The sequence below is a fragment of the Mycobacterium intracellulare ATCC 13950 genome, assembly GCF_000277125.1.
GTDB classification, from domain to species: Bacteria; Actinomycetota; Actinomycetes; order Mycobacteriales; family Mycobacteriaceae; genus Mycobacterium; species Mycobacterium intracellulare.
The window spans coordinates 210,065-235,985 of the sequence record NC_016946.1 but is presented as its reverse complement, the minus strand read 5'-3'; the positions used below and the strand labels follow the sequence as shown (position 1 = coordinate 235,985).

General features: G+C 68.8%; 16 protein-coding genes. 4 read left to right on the top strand and 12 right to left on the bottom strand.

Annotation, left to right across the window (positions count from 1 at the left end; all coding sequences use genetic code 11):
- Positions 1-4 precede the first annotated feature (4 nt).
- On the top strand, positions 5-1,783 hold the full coding sequence (locus tag OCU_RS26130; RefSeq protein ID WP_014378857.1) for an acyl-CoA dehydrogenase family protein: 1,779 nt from the start codon (positions 5-7) through the stop codon (positions 1,781-1,783).
- Here OCU_RS26130 and OCU_RS26125 read toward each other — a convergent pair.
- Positions 1,780-2,358, bottom strand: a complete 579-nt coding sequence (locus OCU_RS26125; protein ID WP_014378856.1) for a dihydrofolate reductase family protein — start codon at positions 2,356-2,358, stop codon at positions 1,780-1,782. The two genes, OCU_RS26130 and OCU_RS26125, sit on opposite strands and share 4 nt — an antisense overlap.
- Positions 2,359-2,459: 101 nt before the next feature.
- On the opposite strand from OCU_RS26125, the gene OCU_RS26120 reads away from it, so the two are divergent.
- Positions 2,460-3,443 carry a sigma-70 family RNA polymerase sigma factor gene (locus tag OCU_RS26120; RefSeq protein WP_014378855.1) on the top strand — a complete coding sequence of 328 codons (984 nt, stop codon included), beginning with the start codon at positions 2,460-2,462 and terminating at the stop codon, positions 3,441-3,443.
- On the opposite strand, the gene OCU_RS26115 is transcribed toward OCU_RS26120, so the two are convergent.
- The 11 genes from OCU_RS26115 to glf form a co-directional block, all read right to left on the bottom strand.
- Positions 3,440-5,005, bottom strand: coding sequence for an acyl-CoA carboxylase subunit beta (locus OCU_RS26115; RefSeq protein WP_014378854.1), 1,566 nt, complete (start codon positions 5,003-5,005; stop codon positions 3,440-3,442). The genes OCU_RS26120 and OCU_RS26115 overlap by 4 nt on opposite strands.
- A gap of 8 nt (positions 5,006-5,013) precedes the next feature.
- Complete coding sequence (pks13, locus tag OCU_RS26110) at positions 5,014-10,335, bottom strand: polyketide synthase Pks13 (protein ID WP_014378853.1); 5,322 nt, start codon at positions 10,333-10,335, stop codon at positions 5,014-5,016.
- A gap of 11 nt (positions 10,336-10,346) precedes the next feature.
- Positions 10,347-12,245, bottom strand: a complete 1,899-nt coding sequence (gene fadD32, locus OCU_RS26105; protein ID WP_009956782.1) for a long-chain-fatty-acid--AMP ligase FadD32 — start codon at positions 12,243-12,245, stop codon at positions 10,347-10,349.
- 307 nt (positions 12,246-12,552) lie between these two features.
- Positions 12,553-13,563 carry a carboxylesterase Culp6 gene (culp6, locus tag OCU_RS26100; RefSeq protein ID WP_009956783.1) on the bottom strand — a complete coding sequence of 337 codons (1,011 nt, stop codon included), beginning with the start codon at positions 13,561-13,563 and terminating at the stop codon, positions 12,553-12,555.
- 131 nt (positions 13,564-13,694) lie between these two features.
- Entirely contained in the window at positions 13,695-14,597 is a 903-nt protein-coding gene (locus OCU_RS26095) for an esterase family protein (RefSeq protein ID WP_008263024.1), read from the bottom strand.
- 162 nt (positions 14,598-14,759) lie between these two features.
- Positions 14,760-15,803 carry a diacylglycerol acyltransferase/mycolyltransferase Ag85A gene (gene ag85A, locus OCU_RS26090; protein ID WP_020188359.1) on the bottom strand — a complete coding sequence of 348 codons (1,044 nt, stop codon included), beginning with the start codon at positions 15,801-15,803 and terminating at the stop codon, positions 14,760-14,762.
- A 391-nt stretch (positions 15,804-16,194) separates the two neighbouring features.
- Positions 16,195-18,165: a terminal beta-(1->2)-arabinofuranosyltransferase gene (gene aftB, locus OCU_RS26085; RefSeq protein WP_269744673.1), complete on the bottom strand. Its 1,971-nt coding sequence runs from the start codon at positions 18,163-18,165 to the stop codon at positions 16,195-16,197.
- Positions 18,152-19,069, bottom strand: a complete 918-nt coding sequence (locus OCU_RS26080) for a decaprenyl-phosphate phosphoribosyltransferase (RefSeq protein WP_008263021.1) — start codon at positions 19,067-19,069, stop codon at positions 18,152-18,154. Before OCU_RS26080 ends, aftB begins: the two co-directional genes overlap by 14 nt.
- Positions 19,066-19,614 carry a phosphatase PAP2 family protein gene (locus OCU_RS26075; protein ID WP_179300608.1) on the bottom strand — a complete coding sequence of 183 codons (549 nt, stop codon included), beginning with the start codon at positions 19,612-19,614 and terminating at the stop codon, positions 19,066-19,068. The genes OCU_RS26080 and OCU_RS26075 overlap by 4 nt, the downstream gene beginning before the upstream one ends.
- A complete protein-coding gene (locus OCU_RS26070; protein ID WP_014378852.1) occupies positions 19,607-21,493 on the bottom strand; it encodes a glycosyltransferase in 1,887 nt (628 codons plus the stop codon). Before OCU_RS26070 ends, OCU_RS26075 begins: the two co-directional genes overlap by 8 nt.
- A 149-nt stretch (positions 21,494-21,642) precedes the next feature.
- Entirely contained in the window at positions 21,643-22,833 is a 1,191-nt protein-coding gene (glf, locus tag OCU_RS26065) for a UDP-galactopyranose mutase (RefSeq protein ID WP_008263005.1), read from the bottom strand.
- Positions 22,834-23,108: 275 nt separating this feature from the next.
- Between glf and OCU_RS26060 the strand changes: the two genes are divergently transcribed.
- A complete protein-coding gene (locus OCU_RS26060) occupies positions 23,109-24,140 on the top strand; it encodes a PirG (RefSeq protein ID WP_179300606.1) in 1,032 nt (343 codons plus the stop codon).
- A gap of 132 nt (positions 24,141-24,272) precedes the next feature.
- On the top strand, positions 24,273-25,919 hold the full coding sequence (locus OCU_RS26055) for an LGFP repeat-containing protein (RefSeq protein ID WP_179300604.1): 1,647 nt from the start codon (positions 24,273-24,275) through the stop codon (positions 25,917-25,919).
- Positions 25,920-25,921 lie beyond the last annotated feature (2 nt).

Below are 25,921 nucleotides of genomic sequence, written 5' to 3'. Positions count from 1 at the left end.
TCCCATGAGCGACTACGCCGTGGAGGCGGTGGACAGGCTGCCGTTCTCCACCGAGGAAAAATCGCAGCGCTACGCGACGGAGAACTACGGCGGGGCCGTCGGTCTCAATTGGTACAGCACCGATCCCACGCTGCAGTTCACCATGGCCTACTACCTGCAGCCCGACGAGCTGAGGCTGGCCGAGCGCCATCTGACGCGCATCGGCGAGCTGATGGGGGGCCCGGTGGCGCGGTGGGCCGAGGAGACCGACCGCAACCCGCCGCGGCTTCAGCGCTACGACCGGTGGGGCCACGACGTCAGCGAGGTGGTCATGCCGACGTCGTTCACCCAGTCCAAGCGGGCCGTCCTGGATGCCCAGCGGGCGCTGCGGACCGAGGCGCGCGAGGCGAAGATGAGCTCGTCGCTGACGCTGTTCGCGTCGAATTATCTGCTCAATCAAGCCGATATCGGCATGGGCTGCGCGCTGGGCACCGGCGGCGGCATGGTGCAGTCGCTGGTGGCGGCCTACGCGCCGGCCGACGTGGCCGAACACGTGCTGGCCAAATTCGCCTCCGGCGAGTGGGCCGGGGAGACGGCCCAGCTGCTCACCGAGCGCACCGGCGGCTCCGACCTGGGCGCCCTCGAGACGACCGCCACCCGTCACGGCGACTCGTGGCTGCTGAACGGGTTCAAGTGGTTTGCGTCCAACTGCGCCGGGGAGGCGTTCGTCGTCCTGGCCAAACCCGAAGGCGCACCGGACTCTTCGCGGGGCGTCGCCAATTTCCTGGTGCTGCGCACCCGCCGCGACGGCTCCCGCAACGGGGTGCGGGTCCGGCGCCTGAAGGACAAGCTCGGCACCCGTTCGGTGGCCTCGGGCGAGGTCGAGTTCGTCGACGCCGAGGCGTTCCTGCTGTCGGGCGAACCCACCGCCGAGTCCGGCCCCGCCGACGGCAAGGGGCTGGGCCGCATGATGGAGCTGACCAACGCCGCGCGGCTGGGCATCGCGTTGTTCGGGCTCGGCAATGCGCGGCGCGCCCTGGTGGAGTCGCTGTGCTACGCGCGGCAGCGGCGCGCCTTCGGCGGGGCGCTGATCGACAAGCCGTTGATGCGGCGCAAGCTCGCCGAGATGATCGTCGATGTCGAGGCCGCCCAGGCGCTGGTGTTCGACGGCACCGGCGCCACCAACCATCGCCAGCCGCGCAGCCTGCGACAGCGCATCGCGGTGCCGGTCACCAAGCTGAAGGTGTGCCGGCTGGGGATCACCGCGGCGTCGGACGCGATCGAGATCCACGGCGGCAACGGCTACATCGAGACCTGGCCGGTGGCAAGGCTTTTGCGTGACGCGCAGGTCAACACCATTTGGGAGGGCCCGGACAACATCCTGTGCCTGGACGTGCGCCGCGGGATCGAGCAGACCCGCGCGCACGAGACGCTGCTGGCCCGGCTGCGCGACGCCGTGTCGGTCGCCGACGACGACGAAGCCACTAGGCTGGTCGCCGGCCGGATCGAGGATCTCGACGCGGCGATCACCGCGTGGTCCAAACTTGACCGGGAGCTGGCCGAGGCGCGGCTGTTCGGACTGGCGCAATTCATGGGCGACGTCTACGGCGGCGCGTTGCTCATCGAGCAGGCCGCCTGGGAGCGCGCCACCCGCGGCGGCGGGCGCAAGGCGCTGGTCGCGCGGCTCTACGCGCAGCGGTATCTGGCCGATCGCGGGGCGCTGCGCGGTATCGACGCCGACTCCGACGAGGCGCTGGAGCGCTTCGACGAACTTCTGGACGGTGCGCTGCGGCTCGAGGGCTAGGGGTTTCGGACGGGCCGGTAGACAAGGATCGCCAGGCCGTCACCCACTCTGCGGGTCGCGACGAGGCGCATGTCTTTCTTGCCGCTGGTGGCGCCGAAGAGGCGATCGCCGGCGCCGAGCACGAACGGGAAGACCATCATCCGCAACTCGTCGACGAGGTCGTGTTCTACCAGCGTGTGCACCAACCGGGAGCTCCCGTAGACGACTATGCGCCCGTTGACCTTTCGGCGCAAAGTGGTTATCTCGCGTACTACATCTCCCGCCAGTACAGTCGTGTTGTTCCAATCCGGGTCGTGCAGGGTCGTCGATACCACGTACTTGGGCAAGCTGTTCAATCGGTCCGCCCACCGGCCGCTGCGGAACGGCCACCGGGCCGCGAAGAATTCGTAGGTCCGCCGCCCCAGCAGCAGGGCCTCCGCGCCCAGCGCCTCGTCGAGCCCGACCGCCGCCCAATCTTCATGGTCCCTAGTCCCTATCTGGCCGAACCAGCCACCGACCCTGAACCCCTCGTCCCCGGTCGGGTCCTGCACGACTCCGTCGAGCGAGACATTCTCGCTGATAATGATCGTTCCCATCCGTGCTCTCCTTACGGTGGCGTTGTCAGCACCTACCACTAATGGAGACACCGCCCCGTGTGCCCATGGGCCGGTGTCCATACGGGAAGGAGGTGACGAGGGTGACAGCGGGCGATCTGATGTGCCGGGCGCGCGCCGGGGACGGCGAAGCCTTCCGGGAGTTGGTCGAACCGTACCGCCGGGAGCTCCAGGTGCACTGCTACCGGATGCTCGGATCCTTGCAGGACGCCGAAGACACCTTGCAAGACGCGATGCTGGCCGCGTGGCAAGGGCTCGAGGGGTTCGAGGGACGCGCCTCACTGCGCACCTGGCTCTACCGCATCGCCACGAATCGCTGCCTGAACGCCCGTCGCTCAGCAAGCCGACGCGCGGGCAAGGAGTGGGACGTGCCTGATGTCGAACCGCCCCACCCCACCCGACTCGGTGAAGTGGTTTGGCTCGAGCCCTTTCCGGACTCCCTCATGCCGGAAGCTCGCTACGAGCGGACCGAATCCATCGCACTGGCTTTCGTTGCCGCCCTTCAGGTTCTGCCGCCTCGGCAGATCGCAGTACTCGTGCTGCGCGACGTCCTCGGATTCCGCACCGACGAGGTGGCCGACATGCTCGACTCGACAGTCGAATCGGTCAGGAGCGCCCTCAAACGGGCGCGCAACGGCCTGCGGCGTCACCGCGCCACTGTCGACGACCGGGAACCCCCACCGGCGCGCGACTCGCCTGCCGAAGTGGCGATCGTGGCGAAGTTCGTGCAGGCGTGGGAGTCCGCCGATCTCGATGCGCTGGTGGCCCTGTTGACCGACGACATCTTCATGTCGATGCCACCGATGCCGTTCGAATACGAGGGCCGCGAAGTTGTGGCCCGCTTCTGCCGGTCTCTCTTCCGTGCGGGCCGCAGGTTCGACCTCGTGGCGACCCGCGCCAATGGTCAGCCGGCATTCGGCGCCTATCTGCGCACGCCCACCGGCGTCAGCCACGGGGTCGGCCTGTATGTCCTCGACCTCAGTGGCGACCGCATCTGCGCCATGACCCGCTTCGACAACAGCGTGCTGTCGTGGTTCGGGCTCCCACGGTCGCTGGCGCCCGGCTAGATCGGGATGAGCCCGTGCTTGCGGGCCGTGCGGAACCACAACTGCTTGTCCCGCAACAGCTTCATCGACTTGCGCAGCAGCAGCCTGGTCTGGTGCGGGTCGATGACCGCGTCGATGAAGCCGCGTTCGGCGGCGGTCCACGGGATCGCCATGTTGAGGTTGTAGCCCTCGATGAAGTCCTTCTTGATCTGCTGCGCCTCGGGGGTGGTCGGGTCGGGGAACCGCTTCATCAGCAGCTGCGCGGCCCCTTCGGCGCCGATCACCGCGATCCGCGCGGTGGGCCAGGCGAAGTTGAAGTCGGCGGTCAGCTGCCGCGAGCCCATCACCGCGTAGGCGCCGCCGTAGGACTTGCGCACGGTGATCGTCACCTTGGGCACGTCGGCCTCGACCACGGAGTAGAGGAATCGCCCGCCGCGCTTGATGATTCCCCGCTTCTCCTCCTCGGCGCCCGGGAGGAACCCGGGGGTGTCCACCACGAAAACCAGCGGGATGTTGAACGCGTCGCAGAACCGGATGAACCGCGCCGCCTTGTCGGAGGCCTCGTTGTCGATCGACCCGGACATGTACATGGGCTGGTTGGCGATCACGCCCACGGGGTGGCCGTCGACCCGGGCGTAGCCGGTGATGATGGCCGGCCCGTGCTGCGCGGCGACGTCGAGGAAGTCGCCGTCGTCGAAGATCCGCAGCAGGATCTCGTGCATGTCGTAGGCCATGTTGTCCGAGTCGGGCACGATCGAGTCGAGCTCGAGGTCGGTCGGGGTGATCTCCGGCTCCAGGCCGGGGTTGACCACCGGCGGCTTGCCGAAGGTGCTCGACGGCAGGAACGACAGGAAGTCGCGCACGTACTGAAACGCCTCGGCCTCGGAGTTCACCACCTGGTGGATGTTGCCGTAGCGGGCCTGCGCGTCGGAGCCACCCAGCTCGTCGAGGGTGACCTCCTCGCCGGTGACCTCGCGGATCACGTCGGGGCCGGTGACGAAGAAGTAGCCCTGGTCGCGCACCGAGACCAGCAGGTCGTCCTGGATCGGCGAATACACCGCTCCCCCAGCGCATTTGCCGAAGATCAGGGAGATCTGGGGCACCAGGCCGGACAGCGCCTCGTGCCGGCGGCCCAGCTCGGCGTACCACGCCAGCGAGGTGACCGCGTCCTGGATCCGGGCGCCACCGGAGTCCTGGATGCCGATGATCGGGCACCCGATCATCGCGCACCACTCCATCAACCGGGCGACCTTGCGGCCGAACATCTCGCCGACGGTGCCCTGGAAGACCGTCTGGTCGTGGGAGAACACCCCGACCGGGCGGCCGTCGATCATGGCGTGCCCGGTGACGCACCCGTCGCCGTAGAGCGCGTTCGGGTCGTTCGGCGTCTTGGCCAGCGCCCCGGTCTCCAGGAAGGTGCCCGGGTCGACCAGCGCGTGCACGCGGGCGCGGGCGCTGGGGATGCCCTTCTTGTCGCGCTTGGCGACGGCCTTCTCACCGCCGGGCTCCTGGGCCAGTTCCAGGCGGCGATGGAGCTCGGCCAGCTTCTCGGCGGTGGTGTGCTGGATGGGGGCCGGCGCCATCTCCGTCACTACTTGCCTACCTCACTTGTCTGGGTGCTTTCCGCGTCCACCTTATTCAGCACCTCGGTCAGGTGTGCGCCTACCTTGCCGATGATCGGCTCGTCGATGGCCTGGATGTGCTCGCCGCCGATGGGGACCACCTCCAGGTCCGCCACGTACTCACCCCAGCCGCCGTCGGGCTGGCGGATCGCATAGCGCGGCTCGAACTCGATGACGTCGTCGTGGTAGCGATCGGCCATGTAGAGGGTCACGTGGCCGTCGTAGGGCTCGATCACGACGGTCTCGAGCGCCCGGTTGTCCAGGTACGAGGTCCGCTGGTGCTCGACGATGCCGCCCGGGATCTGCACGCCGCTCTGCTGGACGATGTCGAGGACGAACTTGACCTGCCCCTCGTCGTCGAGCTCTTCGAGCTGCTCGTAGGGGATCGCGGGGATCTCGACGTTGAAGGTGCGCTCCGCGAATCTGGCGTAGCGGTCCCAGCGCTTGCGGGTCTCCTCCTTGGTCTGGGGGATCTCCTCGCCGGGGCGCACCGTGTCGATCATCCCGACGAACCGCACGTCGGCGCCGGCCCGCTTCAGCCCGATCGCGCACGCGTACGCCAGGGCGCCGCCGAGCGACCAGCCGGCCAGGATGAACGGCTTGCCGTCGTTCATCTCCAGCAGCTTGGGCACATACTGGGCGGCCCGCTCCTGGATGGTGCCCTCCACGCGCTCGAGCCCGTACATCGGGGTGCCCGCCGGCAGCCGGTTGAGCAGCGGCTCGTAGACCACGGTCGACCCGCCGGCCGGGTGGAACACGAACACCGGTATCTGCGAGTCGTTCTCCGGGGCCCGGATGGTGCGGACGAAGCCGTCGATCTGACCGGCCTCCAGGTACTGGCGGACCTTTTCGGCCAGCTCCTCAATGGTCTCCGACGTCAGCACGTCCTCGGCGGTGATCGTGCCGTCGGCACGCTCCGAGAGGCGCTGCGCCATCTTGGCCGCGGTGTCCTCGTCGAGCTTGGGCAGCGGGTTGAAGATGCCGCCCGGCGACTTGCCGGTGACGATCGCCCAGGTGGCGAAGGTGACCCGCTCGGCGGCGTCACGCGGGGGCACATCGGAATTGAGCGCCTTGGACACCGCTTCCTGGCTGAGCGCTCCCGCCAGGTTCGCCGTGGCGCCGTTGCCCGACGGTCCCGACGGATCCGTCGGCGGCGGCGGAATCGGCGCGTCCGACGACGGCGGTGCCGGCTGGGTCTGCGGCTCGGCCTGCGGGTCGGGCGCCGGCGCGGTCACCGAGTCGACCGTCGCGCCGCTGAGCAACCGCGCCTGTTCCTGCGCGATCTCGTCGGCGGTCAGCGTCTTCTGGTGCTCGTGCAGCTGCTCGACCTCGTCGCGGTGCTCGACCGCGTACTGGATCAGCGTCTCGATGTTGTACAGGTTGGCGTCGCGCACCGCGGTCAACTGGATGGGCGGCAGGTCGAAGTCGTATTCGACGCGGTTCTTGATCCGCACCGCCATCAGCGAGTCCAGGCCGAGCTCGATCAGCGGCACCTCCCACGGCAGGTCCTCGGGCTCGTAGCCCATGGCCGCCGAGACGATCAGGCCCAGCCGCTCGCCGATGGTCTCGCCGGAGTCCGGCGACCACCTGCCCACGCTCGACGGCAGGTAGCGGTTGGTCAGGCTGTCCGACAGCGTCTCGGCGTCGGTCTCCTCGGCGGGGGCTTCCGCCACCGGCCCGTCGGTCACCGGGGCCGCAATCGCCGCGCCGGCGCCCACCGCGGTCGGCAGCGCGGCAACGCTCTGGCCGGCCCGCGACACCAGCGCGTCGTAGACCAGGGTGAAGGACTCGTCGATGCGGGCGTGCACCTGAACCGAGGCGCCACCCGGGTGCCGGGTCATGGTCGTCACCAACCGGGCGCCGGCGCCGGGCACCGCGCGCTGCTCGGACGCCACCAACTGGGCATCCGAAAGCACCTGTGTCGCGGCCGATCTCACCAACGCAGCCAGGTCGGTCTCGCCGTTGCGCGGCGCGTACTCCCAGACGTGCCGGCCGTCCGGCAGTGCGACGTGGGTGCCGGGCATGATCACCGAGCCGTCGCCGGAGAAGTGCACGTCCAGCCAGTGCTCTTTGCGCTTGAACCTCGTCGGCGGGATGTTCGCGTAGTCCTCGGGGCCTTGCGCGCGGGTGAACAGCGTCCGGATGTCCAGCTCGTGGCCGTGCACGTAGAGCTGGGCCATCGCCGAGATCATCGACTCGACGTCGTCCTGCTTTTTGGCCAGCGTCGGAATCAGTTGGGCGTCATGCAAACCCGCGGCCGCGGTGGTCAAACCGATCTGCATCAGCGCCACCGGGTTGGGCGCCAGCTCCAGGAACGTGGTGTGGCCGCTGTCGACGGCGTTGCGCACGCCGTGGGTGAAGTAGACCGAATGCCGCATTCCCTTGACCCAGTAAGCGACGTCGTGGATCGGCTCGCCGCCGGGCTTGATGTAGCTGCCCTCGTGCACCGTCGAGAAGATCCCGACGGTGGGGCTCATCGGCTTGATGCCCTGCAGTTCCGCGGAGAACTCACCGAGCAGCGGATCCATCTGCGAGGTGTGGCCGGCGCCCTTGGTCTGCAGCTTTCGAGCGAAGCGACCCTCGGACTCGGCGCGGGCGACGATGGCGTCGATCTGCTCGGGCGGACCGCCGATCACGGTCTGGCTGGGCGCGGCGTAGACGCACACCTCCAGGCCGGGGAAGTCGGCGAACACCGTCTTGAGCTCGTCGGCGGAGTACTCGACGAGCGCCATGAACCGGATGTACTCGCCGAACAGCATGGCCTCGCCCTCACCCATCAGGTGCGAGCGCGAGGCGATCACGCGGGCGGCGTCGCGCAGCGACAGCCCGCCGGCGAAGTACGCCGACGCGGGCTCACCCAGCGACTGACCCACCACCGCAGCGGGTTTCGCGCCGTGATGCTTGAGCAGCTCGCCCAGCGCGATCTGGATGGCGAAGATGACGACGTTGGAGGTTTCGATGCCGTACTCGTGGGAGTCGTCGAGGATCAGCTCGAGCACCGAGTAGCCGCGCTCGTCCTGAATCAGCGCGTCGACCTTCTCGATCCACTCGGCGAAGACCGCGTTGCGCAGGTACAGGTTTTTGCCCATCTTGCGGTGCTGCGCACCGAAACCGGCCATCGCCCAGACCGGGCCGCTGGTCACCGGGCCGTCGACGCTGAACACGTTCGGCCGCTGCTTGCCCTCGGCGACCGCCCGCAGGCCCTTGACGGCCTCCTCGTGATCGTGGGCCAGCACCACCGCGCGCGAGCGGCCGTGGTTGCGCCGCGACAGCGCCCGGCCGATCGATTCCAGCGACGACGCCTGCCCCTCCGGGCTTTCCATCCAGTCCGCGAGCTCGGCGGCCGCGGCCTTCTTGCGCGAGGTCAAAAAGCCCGACACCGCGAGCGGGATCAGCGGCCTGGTCGGCTCCGCCTCCTCTTGCGCGGCAAGCTCTTCCAGCGCGATCGCCTTGAGGCGCAGCGCCTCTTCGGTCACGCCCGGCAGCTCGTAGTCTTCCTCTTCGTCCGGCGCCTCGGCGTCGGGGATGATGTTGCCGAAGTCGTCGAACCGCAGCGAGTGGGCCTCGAGCGTGGGGGCCTCGGCCGCCTCGGCGGCTGCGGCGGCCTCTGCCTGGGGGGCGGGCTCGGGCTCGCGCTCCACCACGTCGCGCGGCAAGACCTCGCGCACCACCAGGTGCGCGTTGGCCCCGCCGAAGCCAAAGCTGGACACCCCGGCCAGCGCGTAACCGCCGTAGCGCGGCCAATCAGTCGCGCTGTCAACGACTTTCAGGTGCATGCCGTCGAAGTCGATGTAGGGGCTGGGGCCGGCGAAGTTGATCGACGGCGGCAGCTTGTCGTGCTGCAGCGCCAGCACCACCTTGGCCAGGCTCGCCGCGCCGGCGGCCGACTCCAGGTGTCCCACATTGGTTTTCACCGCACCCAGCAGCGCAGGGCGGTCGGCGGGGCGGCCGCGGCCGACGATGCGGCCCAGCGCCTCGGCCTCGATCGGGTCACCCAGGACGGTGCCGGTGCCGTGCGCCTCGATGTAGTCCACGGTGCGCGGGTCGATCCCGGCGTCCTTGTAGGCCCGTCGCAACACCTCGGCCTGGGCGTCCTGGTTGGGGGCGATCAAGCCGTTGGAGCGGCCGTCGTGGTTGACCGCGCTGCCGGCGATCACGGCCAGGATCTGGTCGCCGTCGCGGCGGGCGTCGTCGACCCGCTTGAGCACGAACATGCCGCCACCCTCGGAGCGGGTGTAGCCGTCGGCGTCCGACGAGAACGACTTGATCCGGCCGTCGGGGGAAAGCACCTGACCGATCTCGTCGAAACCGAGTGTGACCAACGGCGTCAGCAGCGCGTTGACGCCACCGGCGACCGCGACGTCGCACTCGCCGTTGCGCAGCGCCTGCACCGCCTGGTGCGTCGCCACCAGCGAGCTCGAGCAGGCGGTGTCCAGCGCGACCGACGGGCCGCGGAAGTCGTAGAAGTAGGACACCCGGTTGGCGATGATCGAGCTGGCGGTGCCGGTGATCGCGTACGGGTGGGCGACGGTCGGGTCGGAGACCGCCAGGAATTGGTAGTCGTTGTTGGAGAAGCCGACGTACACGCCGACGGCCTCGCCGCGCAGGCTCGACGCCGGGATGCGAGCGTGCTCGAGCGCCTCCCAGGTCAGCTCCAGCGCCATCCGCTGCTGCGGGTCGATGTTGTCGGCCTCGGTCTTGGCGACCGCGAAGAACTCCGAGTCGAAGCCCTTGATGTCCTTCAGGTAGCCGCCGCGGGTGCGGGCGGCGCCGACGCGCGCCGCGATGCGCGGTTCGTCGAGGAACTCCGACCAGCGGCCCTCGGGCAGGTCGGTGATGGCGTCGCGGCCCTCCATGAGCGCTTGCCAGGTTTCGTCGGGGCTGTTCATGTCGCCGGGTAGCCGGGTGGACAGCCCCACGATCGCGATGTCGACGCGCTCGGCCGGGCCGGTGCGGGTCCAGTCCATAGCGTCGTCGGCGGCGGTGTCTATTTCGGGCTCGCCCTCGACGATGCGGGTGGCCAGCGACTCGATCGTCGGATGCTGGAAGGCCACCGCGACCGACAGCGTGACTCCGGTCATGTCCTCGATGTCGGCGGCCATCGCCACCGCGTCGCGCGACGACAGGCCCAGCTCGACCATCGGCACCGACTCGTCGATGTCGTCCGGTGACCGGCCGACCGCCTTGCCCACCCAATTGCGCAGCCACTGGCGCATCTCGGGGACGGTCATGTCGGTCCCCTTGGCGGCGGGCGGGTGATCGGTGCTTTCGGGGTGCTCGGTGTCAGCCATGGTCCTGTAGCTCAGTCGGTGGAATTGGCGAACGCGGTCGGGGATCCGACGCCGCTTCGCAGACTGCCGTCGAGGTAGGCGGCGCGGCACGCGCGGTGCCCGATCTTGCCGCTGGAGGTCCGCGGGATCGTGCCCGACTGCACCAGCAGCAGGTCGCGGACCGTGACGCCGTGGCGCACGGCGATCGCCGCCCGGATGTCGTCGGCGATGGGCTGGTAGTCCAGCTTGTGCGAGCCCGCGGCCCGCTCGGCGACGATCACCAGCTGCTCGGAGCTGTCATCCGGGTCGTACTTGAGGCCGGTGTGCGGGTTGTCGAACACTTCCTTCGGCAGCTGGTTCGCCGGCACCGAGAAGGCGGCGACGTAGCCGGTGCGCAGCGCCTTGCTGGCTTCCTGCGCCGAGTACTCGAGGTCCTGCGGGTAGTGGTTGCGGCCGTCGATGATGACCAGGTCCTTGATGCGGCCCGCGATATAGAGGTGGCCCTTGTAGTAGGTGCCGTAGTCGCCGGTCTTGACCCACATGCCGTCGTCGGGGGCGCCCTCGGCGTGCGACTGGCTGATCCGCGACTTGAGGATGTTGCGGAAGATGTCGTTGGTCTCCTGCTCCCGGCCCCAGTAGCCGGTGCCCAGGTTGTTGCCGTGCAGCCAGATCTCGCCGATCTGACCGTCCGGCAGCTCGCTCGCCGTCTCGGGGTCGACGATGACGGCCCACTCGTCGACACCGATGGTGCCGGCCGAGACCTGCGGAACGGCCTTCGGCGAATCGGCGGGCACCTCGACGAAGCGCTGCTTGTTCAGCTCGTCACGGTCGACGTGGATGACCGTGGGCGCCTGGTCCATCGGCGTGGTGGAGACGAACAGCGTCGCCTCGGCCAGGCCGTAGGACGGCTTGATCGCGGTCTCCCGCAGACCGTAGGGCGAAAACGCCTCGTAGAACTTGCGCATCGACGCCGGGGACACCGGTTCGCTGCCGTTGAGGATCGCCTTGACGTTGCTCAGGTCCAGCGGCGGCTCACCCTCCTTGGGCACCCCGCGCACCGCCGCGTGCTCGAAGGCGAAGTTCGGGGCGACGGTGAAGACCTCGCTGTCGGGAGCGTCCTCGGGCTTGCGCGCCATCTCGCGGATCCACCGGCCCGGCCGGCGTACGAAGGCGGCCGGCGTCATGAAGGTGAAGTTGTGGCCGAGCACCGGCGACAGCAGCGCCGTGATCAGCCCCATGTCGTGGAAGAACGGCAACCAGCTCAGCCCGCGGTCGCCCTCCTTGCCCTCCAGGCCGTTGAGCACCTGCAGCACGTTGGTGGGCAGGTTGAGGTGGGTGATCTGCACGCCCGTCGGGGTCCGGGTGGAGCCGGACGTGTACTGCAGGTAGGCGATGGTGTTCTCGTCGGCCTCGGGCGGCTCCCAGGTGGACGCGACCTCGTTGGGGACCGCGTCGACGGCGATGACGCGGGGCCGCTCCTTGGCCGAACGGGCGCGGATGAACTTGCGGACGCCTTCGGCGGCGTCGGTGGTGGTCAGGATCGTCGAGGGGGAGCAGTCGTCGAGGACGGCGTGCAGGCGGCCGACGTGACCCGGCTCGGCCGGGTCGAACAGCGGCACCGCGATCCGGCCGGCGTACAGCGCGCCGAAGAACGCGATGAGGTAGTCGAGGTTCTGCGGGCACAGCACGGCGATGCGGTCGCCCGGCTGGGTGACCTGCTGCAGGCGGGCGCCCACGGCCCGGTTGCGGGCGCTGAAGTCGCTCCACACGATGTCGCGGTACTCGCCGTCGCGTTCGGTGGAGAAGTCGACAAACCGGTAGGCGAGCTTGTCGCCACGCACCCGCGCCCACTTCTCAACGTGCTTGACCAAGTTCGTGTTGTCGGGGAACTTGATCTTTCCATTCACGATGAACGGGTTGTGGTACGCCATGCCGCTCTCCTGTCACACCTGTATCTAGGTCGGCTCCGCCGACGTTTGTTATCTCGGTCGGCTCCGCCGACGTTTCGGTCCTAGCTCTGGCCGGCTACCGCCGACCGTTACATGTCTACGCGCGGGCCAGAACGGCGGTCACGTGCCAGTCCCAGCCGGCATCGACCCCGACCCGGGTCCGCGACAAAGTCTGGTAGCTCTTAAGTTCCTCTTAATGTTACGGGCCTGCCCACGGCAGACCAAATCACAAGGTACCGCTGATAGCCACCGGCAACCGCTACCTAAAGCCTGTGTCCCACCGCCCCGGTCATCCGTGTTTCGGTTGTGGCGCATTTGCAATCAGCCCGTGAGCCCAGTTCAACGTCCAGTCGGTCGCCGGGGCCCCGTCGACGCTCCAGCACTGGGTCGTCGCGTACAGCGCGTGGACCGGTTGGGCGGCCCCCCCGGCCAACGTGTTCAGCGTGCTCGGCAGGTTGGCGATGCTGAAGGCCTCTTCCGGTGCGGCGCAGATGAGGTCGCCCGGGGCGCAGATCTCGTTGGTCCTGCCGTTGAGGTCACCGAAGCCGCCCGGGCGGGCGCCGGTCATGGTGAGACCCAGCCCGGACAAGATCGGCACCTCGTGCAGCGTGACCTCGGCGCCCTGGCCCGGCGGGTTGGGCCCGATGTCGTTACCCACCCCGAGCTGACGACGCCCGTCGGCGATCAACGTCACACCCAGCACCAGGTCTTCGTCGACGGGCCCGCGGCCGTTGCCGATATCGCTGGCGATGTCGCCCATGATCACCGCGCCCTGCGAAAAGCCCATCAGCACATAGCTGGTCAGCGGGCACTTGGTGTTCATGTCGGTCATCGCCGCCACGGTGGCGCGGGTGCCTTCGGCGCGGCTGGCGTTGTAGGACATCTGCGTGTCGCCGCTCAGCGGATTGTGGAACTGAGCGGTGTACGGGGTGGTGTACGCCTGCACCCGCGACGCGGGGAAGTCCTGGGTGAGGCTCGCGGTCACCTTGTGCAGCAACGCGTTCGGGAACTGCAGCGGGTTGGCGGGGTCGTCCTGGGGGGCGGACTCCCACGTGCCGGGAACGTTGACCAGCAGCACGTCGGGACACGAGGCGTCCTGGGATGCGGGGCGCGGCTTGTGCGGGTGAGATGTCGTCGACGACGGCGGCAAGACCCCGGGCGGCACCGCGCTGGGCTGCGACTCGCGCCCGCGCAGCACGGTGACGACGGCCACGATGACCAACAGGACGACACCGGCGACCGAAAGGGCGGCAACCCAGGCGAGGGTGCGGCGACGCTTACGCCGGGCGCTGTTAGCCATGTTCTCCTGCCAGCAGAGTCGGTGGATTCGCAGCTCGGATCCGGGCAAGCGGCCCTCGCGACCCCTGCTGCACTCCTACACGGTACCGGCTCTGCGGCTAGGCCAATCCGGGCCGCGACCCGCCGCGGCTGCTAGCGGATGGCGCCGACGATGTCGCCCGACATGGCCCCCAGTTGCCCCGACCACGAGCCCCAGCCGTTGTCGCCGCCGCCCGGGAAGTCGAAGTGGCCGTTGTGCCCGCCGTTGCTGCGGTACTGCTGGTAGAACTCCCGGGAACTGCCCATCGCCGCGGACGCCTGGCCGATCATGGCCGCGTCGTCGCCGCCCATATTGGTCGGGCTGTACACCCAGACCCGCGTGTTGTTCTGCGCCAGCAGCGCCGAGTGCACGTACGGGTCGTGCCACTTCCACCGGCCCAGCTGCGGCGCACCCCACATGCCGTTGCCGTCCACGCCGCCGAACTGCTGCAGCCCGGCCAGGATCGCGCCGTTGTAGTTGGTGCTCGACGGGTACAGGAAGCCCGACAGCGAGCCGGCGAAGCCGAAGCGGTCGGGGTGGAAGGCGGCCAGCGCCATCGCGCCGTAGCCGCCCTGGGAGGCGCCGACGGCGGCGTGGCCACCGGGCGCGAGGCCCTTGTTGGCGGCCAGCCAATCGGGCAGCTCGCTGGACAGGAACGTGTCCCACTGCTTGCTGCCGTCCTGCTCCCAGTTGGTGTACATGCTCCACGCGCCGCCGGCCGGGGCCACCACCGAGATGCCCTTGCCGCTCAGCGTGTTCATCGCGTTGCCGGCGGTGACCCAGTTGCTCACGTCGGGCGCCGCGTTGAAGGCGTCCAACAGGTACACCGCGTGCGGGCCGCCGGCGAGGAAGGCCACCGGGATGTCCCGGCCCATGGCCGCCGACGGAACCATCAGGCTTTCGTAGCCCGCGGCCCTGGCCTTGCCGACGGCCCCGACCGCCGGTGAGACAAAGGCCAGCCCGACCGCTAGCGCGGCCAAGCAGAACGCCCGAAGAAGCGCTGGCACACCCCGCACGACCGTCATGTCCACCCTCCATCGTCTAGTCGCTGAATGCACATTAGCCAGCGGGCCGGCCCCCGCGCTCGCCGGGTAGTGAAACACGTCACACGTGCCGCGAACGACTAACGGCGGAAACCCCGAAGGGTTCCCGCCGCGAGTCGTGGTGCTTGGCGTGTTTTAGGTGCCCTGGCCGGTTCCGTTACCGGCAGCCGAGGCCGTGGCCGGGCCCGCGCCCGGGGTGGCGCCCAGAACCGACTGCATGTCAGGCTTCATCGCCTGCAGCTGCGCGCCCCAGTAGGGCCAGTCGTGGGTGCCGTTGGCGTCGAAGTTCCAGAACGCGTTGTGGCCGCCCGCGGCGTTGTAGGCGTCTTGGAACTTCAGGTTGCTGGTCCGCACGAAGCCCTCGAGGAACTTCGCGGGCAGGTTGTCGCCACCGAGGTCGGACGGCTTGCCGTTACCGCAGTACACCCAGATGCGGGTGTTGTTGGCGACGAGCTTGCCCACCTGAAGCGACGGGTCGTTGCGCGCCCAGGCCGGGTCTTCCTTCGGGCCCCACATGTCAGCGGCCTTGTAGCCACCGGCGTCACCCATGGCCAGACCGATCAGCGACGGGCCCATGCCCTGGGACGGGTCCAGCAGCGCCGACAGCGATCCGGCGTAGACGAACTGCTCGGGGTGGTAGGCGGCCAGGATCAGCGCCGACGATCCGGCCATCGACAGCCCGACGACGGCGCTGCCGGTCGGCTTGACCTGCTTCTGGCTCTGCAGGTACGCGGGGAGCTCGCTGGTCAGGAAGGTCTCCCACTTGTAGGTGGTGCAGCCGGCCTTGCCGCAGGCGGGCTTGTACCAGTCGGAGTAGAAGCTGGACTGGCCACCCACCGGCATGGCGACCGAGATGCCCGACTGGTTGTACCACTCGAACGCCGGGGTGTTGATGTCCCAGCCGTTGAAGTCGTCCTGCGCACGCATGCCGTCGAGCAGGTACAGAGCCGGCGAGTTCGCGCCGCCGCTTTGGAACTGAACCTTGATGTCGCGGCCCATCCCGGCGGACGGAACCTGCAGGTACTCCACCGGCAGACCCGGGCGCGAGAAGGCACCGGCGGTCGCCGAGCCCCCGACGGCGCCAATCAGGCCCGTCAGCAGCGCCGCACTGGCGGCCCCCACCACGAGCCGGCGCGGCATACTCGCCACGGCGCCGCGCAATCTGTCGACAAGCGTCATCCTTGCTTCCTCATCCTTCTTGCGGCCTCCCGGCGCATTCGTCCGTTTGGGCGCTTTCCTGATTGGGTCGAACTGCCTGCGCGTACCCACTTGCACGGCTCCTCGTCGAACCGGTCGGCCCGCATCGTCACCGCGCGAAGCGCAGGAGTGCCCGTGTAGTCAACCACACCTTGCCCCATTCGTTCGCATCGAGGCGGGCCCCCGAACCGGCGAGCGGCCCACCTACCCAGCGGTTTTCATGTCAAACACGTGTAGAAAAGGCGAGTATTGCGCATGTGCTTGACCGCCATTGCCAGCTGGTGAGAGGCCAAATGTGATGTTGCTGCCATTTTTTCGTGACGGGCCGGCCGTAATCGTGGTGAAATCTGCCGAAATTTCTTCTGCGCAGCGCTTACTCGCGAGGCGGCGGGGGCGATTGTTCGGGTATCGGAAGCCCGCACCGCGCCAGCTCGTAGAGCGGGACCCGGTCGATGCGGTACTTGGTGAACTGGAAGGAGTGCAGCACGTTGGACAGGAACCGATGCGGGTTCATCGGCGCGCGCACCGAGCCGAGCACCGCCTGGGTGTCGGGGCATTTCAGCGCCGCGACCGCGTCGGCGACCCACTGCGCGTCCAGGTAGCCCGGGATTCCCGGGTACACCTTCACCCAGGGGCCGTCGGCGATCACCCAGTCCGGGAAGAGGTTCTTGTCATGCCCGATGCGGCCGTGCTTGAGCCGCTCGGTGTGTTGGGCCAGTGGATTCGCCAGCCCGATCTGGTCGATGACCCGGACGTCGAGCCCGACGTTCATGCCGACCATGCCGAGGTTGGTGAAAAACACCGCGTGCTGCGGCTTTTGCGGTTTGTCGCCCGGCGCGGGCTGGGCCTGCGGCACCAGGTCCCATTGGATGTAGTTGCCCGACGGCAGCAGCAGCGCGCCGTCGGGGGTGTCGTTCAGGGCCGTCAGGATGGCGGCCATCCGCGGGTAGCCCAGGTAGTCCGCGGCGGTCAGCGGATGTGCGTGACCGGTGGCCTGGGCGTAGAAGCGCCGTTCGTCGACGATGCCGGAGTACGTGACGTGGGTGGCGTCGTCGCCCATGCCGGGTGAATTCGCGGCCCACAGCGACCAGCCAGCCACCCCCAGCCACAGCGCGGCGGCCGCGCCGGCCACCCAGTTACCGGTCTCACGCGAATAGTCCTGGCCGTCGGGGATGGCGACCGGGACGACGGCCACGGGGGCCAGCAGGCAGAACACGGGCGCCAGCAGCACCCGCGCGTGCATGAAGTCGCCGCCCTGCCGAATCCAGTACAGGGCCTGCAGCAGGCCGCTGATCAGGACCCACGCCACCACCGCCGGCGGGCTGTGCACGGCCCGGGCCACCCGCCCGTAGTCGGGCGCCAGCGCGGGCCGCAGGAACGAGGGCCGGCGCCGGGCTGCGAACAGCAGCACGCCCAGCGGCACGAGCAGGACCACGGGTATCCACACCGCGTACGGGGCGTCGAAGTTCGAGAGGTAGATCATGCCCTGGGACCACTTGTCCCCGGCCGCATCCTTGGCCAGGGCGGTGCCCGGCACCAGCAGGCCGTAGTAGCCCATCCGGAAGATCTCGTAGCCGACCGGCAGGAGACCGCCGGCCGCCACGATCAGCGCGCGGCGCCGCCAGGTCCGGGCGGCGATCAGCATCATGATCAGCGCCAGCCCACCCATGAGCGCCAGCTCGGGCCGGACCAGGACGCTGAACCCGGCGACGAACGCCAGCGCGCCGACGAACACGTTCTTGTCCGGGCGGTTGCGCACGGGCTGCGCCCAGCAGACCATCATCCACCACAGCAGCCCGAGGTAGGCCAGCGCCAAACCGCTTTCCAGGCCCGAGGTGGCGAAGTCGCGCGCCGGCGGCAGCGCGATGTACACCAGTGCGCCGGCGGGCAACATGATCGCTTTGCGCCCGCGCAGGCTGGGCGCGTACAGCCGCGCGGCGCCCAGCATCAGCAGCGCCACACCGAGCACCGAAAGCACCAGCGCCAGAGCCAAAGCCACGTACTCCATGCGCAGCGGGCCGCCGACCCAGCTGCCGGCGTACATCAGGTACGTCCAGGCGGTGGAGGTGTTGGCCTCCACCCGCTCGCCCTGGTTGAAGACCGGCCCGTTGCCGGCGAGCAGGTTGCGCACGGTGCGCAACACGATGAGCCCGTCGTCGGCGATCCACCGCCGCTGCCAGGCGCCCCAACCGAACAGGACGGCGACGACCGCGACGCCGATCCACAGGCTGGTCCGCACCATGGTCGTGTATGGGAACACCGGCCAGCCGGGCCGCCTGATCACCGGCCGGCTGCGCATCATGCGCGCCTTGAGCGCCTGCAGCTCGGGGCTAACCGAAGGCAACGGCGGCTCCAATGGTCGCGATCCACGCCACCGCCAGCAGCTGCAACACCCGGTCCCGCAACGCGATGTCTTCGGGCTCCCCGGCCAGACCGCCGTCCACGTCGACCGCGTAGCGCAGGATCGCGATGGTGAACGGGACCATGGAGACCGCGAACCAGGACCCCGAATGGTGGTCGCGCTCGAACGCCCACAAGCCGTAACAGACCACCACCGCGGTGGCGGACATGGTCCAGACGAACCTCAGGTACGTGCTGGTGTAGCTCTCCAACGACTTGCGGATCTTGGCGCCGGTGCGTTCGGCCAATTGCAGTTCGGCGTAACGCTTGCCGGCCACCATGAACAGCGACGCGAACGCCGCCGAGAGCAAAAACCATTGTGACAGCGGGATTTCGGTGGCCACGCCGCCGGCGATGGCGCGCAGCAGGTACGCCGATGACACGATGCAGATGTCAAGCACCGCTTGGTGTTTGAGTCCGAAGCAGTACGCCAGCTGCATGCCGAGGTAGACGGCCATCACCAAGGCCAGGTTCGGCGTCACCATCCAGGCGATGCCCAGCGAAGCCGCACCCAGCAGCACCGCCAGGGCGTAGGCCAGCCACTCGGGCACCACCCCCGCCGCGATCGGGCGGAACCTCTTGGTGGGGTGTTCGCGGTCGGCCTCGACGTCGCGCACGTCGTTGACCAGATAGATCGACGACGCCGCCAGGCTGAACACCACGAACGCCAACCCGACCTGAGTGAGCATCTGCCCGTAGTCGTATCGAATCCCGCTGCCCAGCCCGGCCACCGGCGCGGCCAGCACCAAGACGTTCTTCACCCACTGGCGCGGGCGGAGCGCCTTGATCACCCCGGCGACCAGGTTGCTGGGCGGCCCGGCCACCACTTCCTCGGTTTCCTCGGTCATGCGTTACCTCTTACAACCTCTTGCACCTGTCCGGCGCGGCGCGCGATCGCCGCGACGACGGCACCCAGGGCGATGCCGCAGGCCACGTCGCTGGGGTAGTGCACGCCCAGCAACATTCGCGACAACGCCATCGGGGGCACCAGGACCGCCGGCAGCGGCAGGCCGGTGGTCCGGCCCATCAGGATGGCGGCGGCGGTGGTGGAAGTGGCATGCGCGGAGGGAAAACTCAACTGGCTGGGCGTGCCGACGTTCACCACGACGGCGGGATCGTGCGGCCGCTTGCGCCGCACGATCCGCTTGACGACCACGGCGGCGGCGTGGGCGACGAAGGCGCCGGCCCCGGCGATCAGCCAGTCCCCGCGCCGCTTCGGCGACAGGACCGCGCCGAGCAGGGCGACGGCCACCCACCCGACGCTGTGCTCGCCGAAGTGGGACAGCGCGCGCGCCACCGATAGCACTCCGGGCCGATCGCCCAGCGCCGCCTGGACGGCGACCAGCGCGGCCACCTCACCGCGCGGGGCCTGCGCAGCAGAGGCCTCAGGCATGTTCCGCAGCTGGCAGCAACGCCGTCTCCCACTTCTGCTTGCTGGACAACACCGGCAGTGCGTCGCGATAGACCCTGCGCATCTCGTCGAACCGGCTGAGCAGCTGACGCTGCCGGCGCAACGATTTGAACAACAGCGAGAACATCTTTCGGCGGTCCCGCTGTCGGTAGACCACGCCGCATCCGTCGGCCGTCGTGACCGTCACGCCGTCGACGGTGCACAAGCGGAACCAGCGCGCGTCCTGGGTCGGCACGTTGTACTCCGGGGTCCGGTGCGCCTCGGTGTCGGCCTTGGTCGCGTTGTGCAGGATCCCGCGGGCCAGCCGGTAACCGATCGACACCGGGTTGACCGGCGGGTTCATCACCCTGCTCTGGTAGCGCGGTTGCGGTAGCTCGCTGGCCGCCGGCAGCACCACCGCGTCCGGGTATTCCTTGCGCAGGCGATGCACCTCCGGCAGCGCGGATTCCAGGATCGAGAAGATGTGCTCGGGCCCGGCGAGGAAGTCGTCGATGGCCCTGTTCTGGATCGCCACCGTCGAATACTCAAGGCAGGCAAGGTGTTTCAGCGTCGCCTTGAGGTGGCTGCGGACCAGCCCGGTGATGTCACCGCCCCAGTGCAGCGCCGCGACCACCAGCCGGTTGCGCAGGTGGAAGTAGGCCTGCCAGTCGATGGCGTCGTCCTTGTCGCTCCAGGCCATGTGCCAGATGGCGGCGCCGGGCAGGGTGACGGTCGGATAGCCGTGCTCGCCGGCGCGCAGGCCGTATTCGGCGTCGTCCCATTTGATGAACAGCGGCAGCGGCTGGCCCAGTTCCTCGGCGACCTGCCGGGGGATCATGCACGTCCACCAGCCGTTGAAGTCGACGTCGATGCGCCGGTGCAGCAGTGCGCTGCGAGGGTTCTTGTCGTTCAACGGAAATTGCGCGAAGTCGTGGTCGTATTCGGCGTGCGGCGCGGCGGTCCACATGAAGTTCGACTGGTCGACGACCTCGCCCATGATGTGCAGGTGGGACGGCTCCTGCAGGTTCAGCATCTGGCCGCCGATGAGCATCGGTGTCTTGGCGAAGCGGTGCAGAGCCAGCACCCGCAGGATCGTGTCCGGCTCGATGCGGATGTCGTCGTCCATGAACAGGATCTGTTGGCAGTCGGTGTTTTTCAGCGCCTCGTACATCACCCGGCTGTAGCCGCCGGAGCCGCCGAGGTTGGGCTGGTCGTGGATGGACAACCGATCGCCCAGGCCGGCGGCCGCCGCCGGGAAGTCCGGGTGTTCGCGCACCTTGCGGGTGCCCTGGTCCGGAACGATCACCGCGCCGATCACCTTGTCCACCAACGGGTCTGCGGTGAGGTCGGCCAGCGCGTTGACGCAGTCGGCGGGGCGGTTGAAGGTGGGGATGCCGACGGCGATGTTGGCCGTGCCCGGGGCCGGCTCGGTCGCATACCAGCCGCCGCTGATCAGGTTGACCTCGGTGTCGGTGGTGATGTCGAACCAGATCCAGCCGCCGTCCTCGAACGGCCGCAGGGCCACCTCGATCTCGACGACGGCCGGCTGCTCGTCGGTGCCGACGAATTGGCGGCCCTCCACCGAGATTCGCACCCCGGTGGCCTTGGTCCGGTAGACGTCGACGCGTCCGGTCCCGGTCAGCTCGACGCGCAACACGACCGAACTGCAGATCGACCAGCGCCGCCAGTAGCTCGCGGGGAACGCGTTGAAGTAGGTGGCGAACGACACCTCGGACTCTTTGCCGATCTCCAGCGAGGTGCGGCTGGTGGCATGCGCACGCCGGGCGTTGGTCGTCGACTCCTCCAGGTACAGCTTGCGCACGTCGAGCGGCTCGCCGGGACGCGGCAGGATGATTCGGGACAACAGGCTTACGGCAGTCATCAGGCGCCACTCCTCCTCATCGCTTCGCTCTGCATCGTCGTAGCACGCATCAGGCGCCACTCCTCCTCATCGCTTCGCTCTGCATCGTCGTAGCACGCATCAGGCGCCACTCCCCCTCATCGCTTCGCTCTGCATCGTCGGGGCACGCATCAGTCGCTCTCCCCCACTAGAGCTTTGCCGTCGCGCAGGTGCGGCGCGAGGACGTTGTCGTACATGTTCAGTGCGCTGGCGATGGCCATGTGCATGTCCAGATACTGATAGGTGCCCAACCGCCCGCCGAAAAGCACCTTCGCCGAAGCGGTTTCGGACTTGGCCCTGGCCCGGTAGGCGGCCAGCACGGCGCGATCGGCCTCGGTGTTGATCGGGTAGTAGGGCTCGTCGTCGTCCTCGGCGAACCGCGAATATTCGCGCATGATCACGGTCTTGTCGGCCGGATAGTCGCGCTCGGTGTGGAAGTGCCGGAACTCGTGGATGCGGGTGTAGGGCACGTCGGCGTCGTTGTAGTTCATCACCGGTGTGCCCTGGAAATCCCCGATCGGAAGCACTTCCAGCTCGAAGTCCAGCGTGCGCCAGCCCAGCCGGCCCTCGGCGTAGTCGAAGTAGCGGTCCAGCGGGCCGGTGTAGACGACCGGCGCGTCGGGGCTGTCCGCGCGCAGTTGGTCGCGCACGTCGAACCAGTCGGTGTCCAGCCGGACCTCGATGCGGTCGTCGGCGGCCATGTTCTGCAGCCACGCCGTGTACCCGTCGACCGGCAGGCCCTCGTAGGTGTCGGAAAAGTAGCGGTTGTCGAACGTGTAGCGCACCGGCAGCCGGGTGATGTTCGACGCCGGCAGCTCCTTGGGGTCGGTCTGCCACTGCTTGGCGGTGTAGTTCTTGAGGAAGGCCTCATAGAGCGGCCGGCCGACCAGGGAGATGGCCTTCTCCTCGAAGTTCTGCGCGTCCTCGGTTTTGATCTCGGCGGCCTGCTCGGCGATGAGCTTGCGCGCCTCGTCGGGGGTGAAGTACTTGCCGAAGAACTGCGACACCAGGCCCAGCCCCATCGGGAATTGGTAGGCCTGCCCGTTGTGCATGGCGAAGACCCGGTGCCGGTAGTCGGTGAACTCGGTGAACTGCCGCACGTAGTCCCAGACCCTCTTGTTAGAGGTGTGGAACAGGTGGGCGCCGTACTTGTGCACCTCGATGCCGGTGTGCGGCTCGGCTTCCGAATAGGCGTTGCCACCGATGTGCGGACGGCGGTCCACCACGAGTACACGCTTCTGAAGCTGGGTAGCCACGCGCTCGGCAATGGTCAGTCCGAAGAATCCAGAGCCGACGACGAAAAGATCGAAACGAGCTGTCATCGGTTGCTTAGGGTATCCGACCGCGGGGCCCTAACCCATTTGGCGAGGCCACGGAGAGGGCCGGCCGTTTGACGGGCGCCGTCGCGGGGGCCTTCGCGGCGGCCGGTGGGAGGTCCCGGGCTCGCGATCACAGTCCTGGTCGCAATTGCCTCACGATTCAATATCACCACTCTAGTAACAGGGTCCCCACTCGTACCATCGACTGTGTGTGATTCCAGCCAGATAGGACCGGCGGGACCGCCGACACAACACATAGTCAGATAGAGGAGACTTCCGTGCCGAACCGACGCCGACGCAAGCTCTCGACAGCCATGAGCGCGGTTGCCGCCCTGGCAGTGGCGAGTCCGTGCGCATACTTCCTTGTTTACGAATCGACGGCCGACAACAAGGCGCCCGAGCATCACGAGTTCAAGCAGGCCGCGGTGATGAGCGACCTGCCCGGCGAGCTGATGGGCGCGCTGTCCCAGGGGCTGTCGCAATTCGGGATCAACATGCCTCCGGTTCCCGCCCTGAGCGGGGGCGCGACCACACCCGGTCTCGCCAGTCCCGGCCTGGGCACTCCGGGCCTCGGGTCCCCCGGGCTGGGGACGCCGGGCCTGACCAATCCCGGCCTGACGAGCCCTGGTTTGACCAGCCCCGGCCTGACGAGCCCCGGTTTGACCAGCCCCGGGCTGGCGAGCCCGGGCCTCACGAACCCCGGCGCGGCTCCTACGACGCCCGGGCTCACCGCGCCCGGTGCGCTGCCGGCCACCCCGGGCGCGGGGATCGCGACCCCGGGCGCCGGGCTCAACCCCGCGCTGTCCAACCCCGGGCTGACCAGCCCGGCCGGGGTGGCGCCGGGGCTGGGCAGCCCGACCCTGTCGCCGAGCGAGGTACCCATCGACTCCGGGGCCGGCCTGGACCCGGGCGTCGGCGGCACCTACCCGATCCTCGGCGACCCGTCGACGTTCGGTAACGCTTCGCCCATCGGTGGCGGCACCGGCCTGGGCGGTGGCTCCGGATCCGGCGCCAGCGGCGGCCTGGTCAACGACGTCATGCAGGCGGCCAACCAGTTGGGCGCCGGTCAGGCGATCGACCTGCTCAAGGGCTTGGTGATGCCGGCCATCACGCAGGGCATGCAGGGCGGCGGGGCCGCGGGCGCCCTCCCGGGTGCCGCCGCGGGCGCTCTGCCGGGCGCCGCGGGTGCCTTGCCGGGCGCCGCGGGTGCCCTGCCCGGTGCCGCGGCGGGAGCACTCCCGGCCGCCGCGGGTGCCGCCGGTGCGCTGCCGGCGGCCGCGGGCGCGGTGCCGGCACTGCCCCCGGTCTGACCTTTACCCGAACCCTCCACCAGACGGCACCGCAGAATCATCTGCGGTGCCGTCGATTTTGGTCGAGATTCGGCCACGCCCAACCTCGTGTCGTCCCATAGATAACATTAGAAACACACGTAACATCGGCTGGTGTCTCGCAGTCGCGCGCCGACGATGATGCTCACCGCCATCGCGGCGACCGTCGTCATCGTCTCGTGGGTGGGGGACGCGACGCGCGGTCGCGTTGCCGCCGGCCCGGCGCCGGCGCGCGGCACCCAGCTCGTCGAGCAACCGCTGATCGGACTGGGCGCCGGAGTCACGGTTCGCGAAATCGGTCAGGACGCTCCGTTCTCGTTGGTGGCGCTGACCGGCGACCTGGCCGGCACGTCGACCCGGGTGCGCGCCAGACACCCCGACGGCTCGTGGGGCCCCTGGTATCAGACGGAGTACGAAACCGCAGCGCCCGACCCGGCGGGGGCCGCCCATCCGGCCGGCGTTGCGGAGGGGCCGCGCGGCACGGACCCGGTCTTCGTCGGCACCACGACCACCGTCCAGATCGCGGTGACCCGGCCGCTCGACGCGAAGGCGACGCAGCCGCCCCCGGCGTCCCCGACTGAAGCGAAGGATCTGGGGTACAAACCGGCGTCGAGGGAACAGCCGTTCGGGCAGAACATCTCCGCCGTCCTCATCTCCCCGCCCCAAGCGCCGGCCCAAACCCAGTGGACACCACCGTCCGGGGTGGTGATGCCCGGGCAGGCTCCCCCCATCATCAGCCGCGCGGAATGGGGTGCCGACGAATCGCTGCGATGCGGTAGCCCGCAGTACGACAACGGGATTCGCGCCGCGGTCATCCACCACACCGCGGGCAGTAACGACTATTCGCCGCTGGAATCGGCCGGGATCGTCAAGGCCATTTACACCTACCACAGCAAGACGCTGGGCTGGTGCGACATCGCCTACAACGCGCTGGTGGACAAGTACGGCCAGGTGTTCGAGGGCAGCGCCGGCGGGCTCACCAAGGCGGTCGAGGCCTTCCACACCGGCGGGTTCAACCGCAACACCTGGGGCGTGTCGATGATCGGCAACTTCGACGACGTGCCCCCGACACCGATCCAATTGCGCACCGTCGGCCGCCTCCTCGGTTGGCGGCTGGGCATCGACGGCGTCGACCCCAAGGGCACGGTGCAACTGGAGTCGGCCGGCAGCCACTACACCACCTTCCCGGCGGGTTCGGTCGCGACGCTGCCGACCATCTTCACCCACCGTGACGTCGGCAACACCGACTGCCCGGGCAACGCCGCCTACGCGCTGATGGACGAGATACGGGACATCGCAGCGCATTTCAACGACCCACCGGAGGAACTGATCAAGGCGCTGCAGGGCGGCGCGATCTACGATCACTGGCAGGCGATCGGCGGGATGAACAGCGTGCTGGGTGCGCCGACCGCGCCCGAGGACAGCGCGGCCGGTGACGCCCGCTTTGTCACCTTCGCCCGGGGCGCCATGTATTGGTCACCCGAGACCGGCCCCCAGCCGGTCACCGGCGCCATCTACGACGCCTGGGGATCGCAGAGCTACGAGCGCGGCCCACTCGGGTTGCCGACCAGCGCGGAAATACAAGAGCCGCTGCAGATTACGCAGAACTTCCAGCACGGGACGCTGAACTTCGAGCGGCTGACCGGAAACGTCACCGAGGTGGTGGACGGCATCACGACGCCGCTGGCCACCCAATTGCCAAGCGGCCCAACGGTGCCCGCCGAACACTTCTCGCTACCGGCGCACCCCGGCGCCACCTGAGG

Bases quoted from the DNA above. Each gene is read 5' to 3' on its own strand.
- OCU_RS26070 (WP_014378852.1), bottom strand. From the start codon at position 21,493: ATGACTGCCGTAAGCCTGTTGTCCCGAATCATCCTGCCGCGTCCCGGC.
- pks13 (WP_014378853.1), bottom strand. From the start codon at position 10,335: ATGGCTGACACCGAGCACCCCGAAAGCACCGATCACCCGCCCGCCGCC.
- OCU_RS26115 (WP_014378854.1), bottom strand. From the start codon at position 5,005: ATGGCGCCGGCCCCCATCCAGCACACCACCGCCGAGAAGCTGGCCGAG.
- OCU_RS26125 (WP_014378856.1), bottom strand. From the start codon at position 2,358: ATGGGAACGATCATTATCAGCGAGAATGTCTCGCTCGACGGAGTCGTG.
- OCU_RS26080 (WP_008263021.1), bottom strand. From the start codon at position 19,069: ATGACCGAGGAAACCGAGGAAGTGGTGGCCGGGCCGCCCAGCAACCTG.
- fadD32 (WP_009956782.1), bottom strand. From the start codon at position 12,245: ATGGCGTACCACAACCCGTTCATCGTGAATGGAAAGATCAAGTTCCCC.
- OCU_RS26075 (WP_179300608.1), bottom strand. From the start codon at position 19,614: ATGCCTGAGGCCTCTGCTGCGCAGGCCCCGCGCGGTGAGGTGGCCGCG.
- ag85A (WP_020188359.1), bottom strand. From the start codon at position 15,803: ATGACGCTTGTCGACAGATTGCGCGGCGCCGTGGCGAGTATGCCGCGC.
- glf (WP_008263005.1), bottom strand. From the start codon at position 22,833: ATGACAGCTCGTTTCGATCTTTTCGTCGTCGGCTCTGGATTCTTCGGA.
- culp6 (WP_009956783.1), bottom strand. From the start codon at position 13,563: ATGGCTAACAGCGCCCGGCGTAAGCGTCGCCGCACCCTCGCCTGGGTT.
- OCU_RS26130 (WP_014378857.1), top strand. From the start codon at position 5: ATGAGCGACTACGCCGTGGAGGCGGTGGACAGGCTGCCGTTCTCCACC.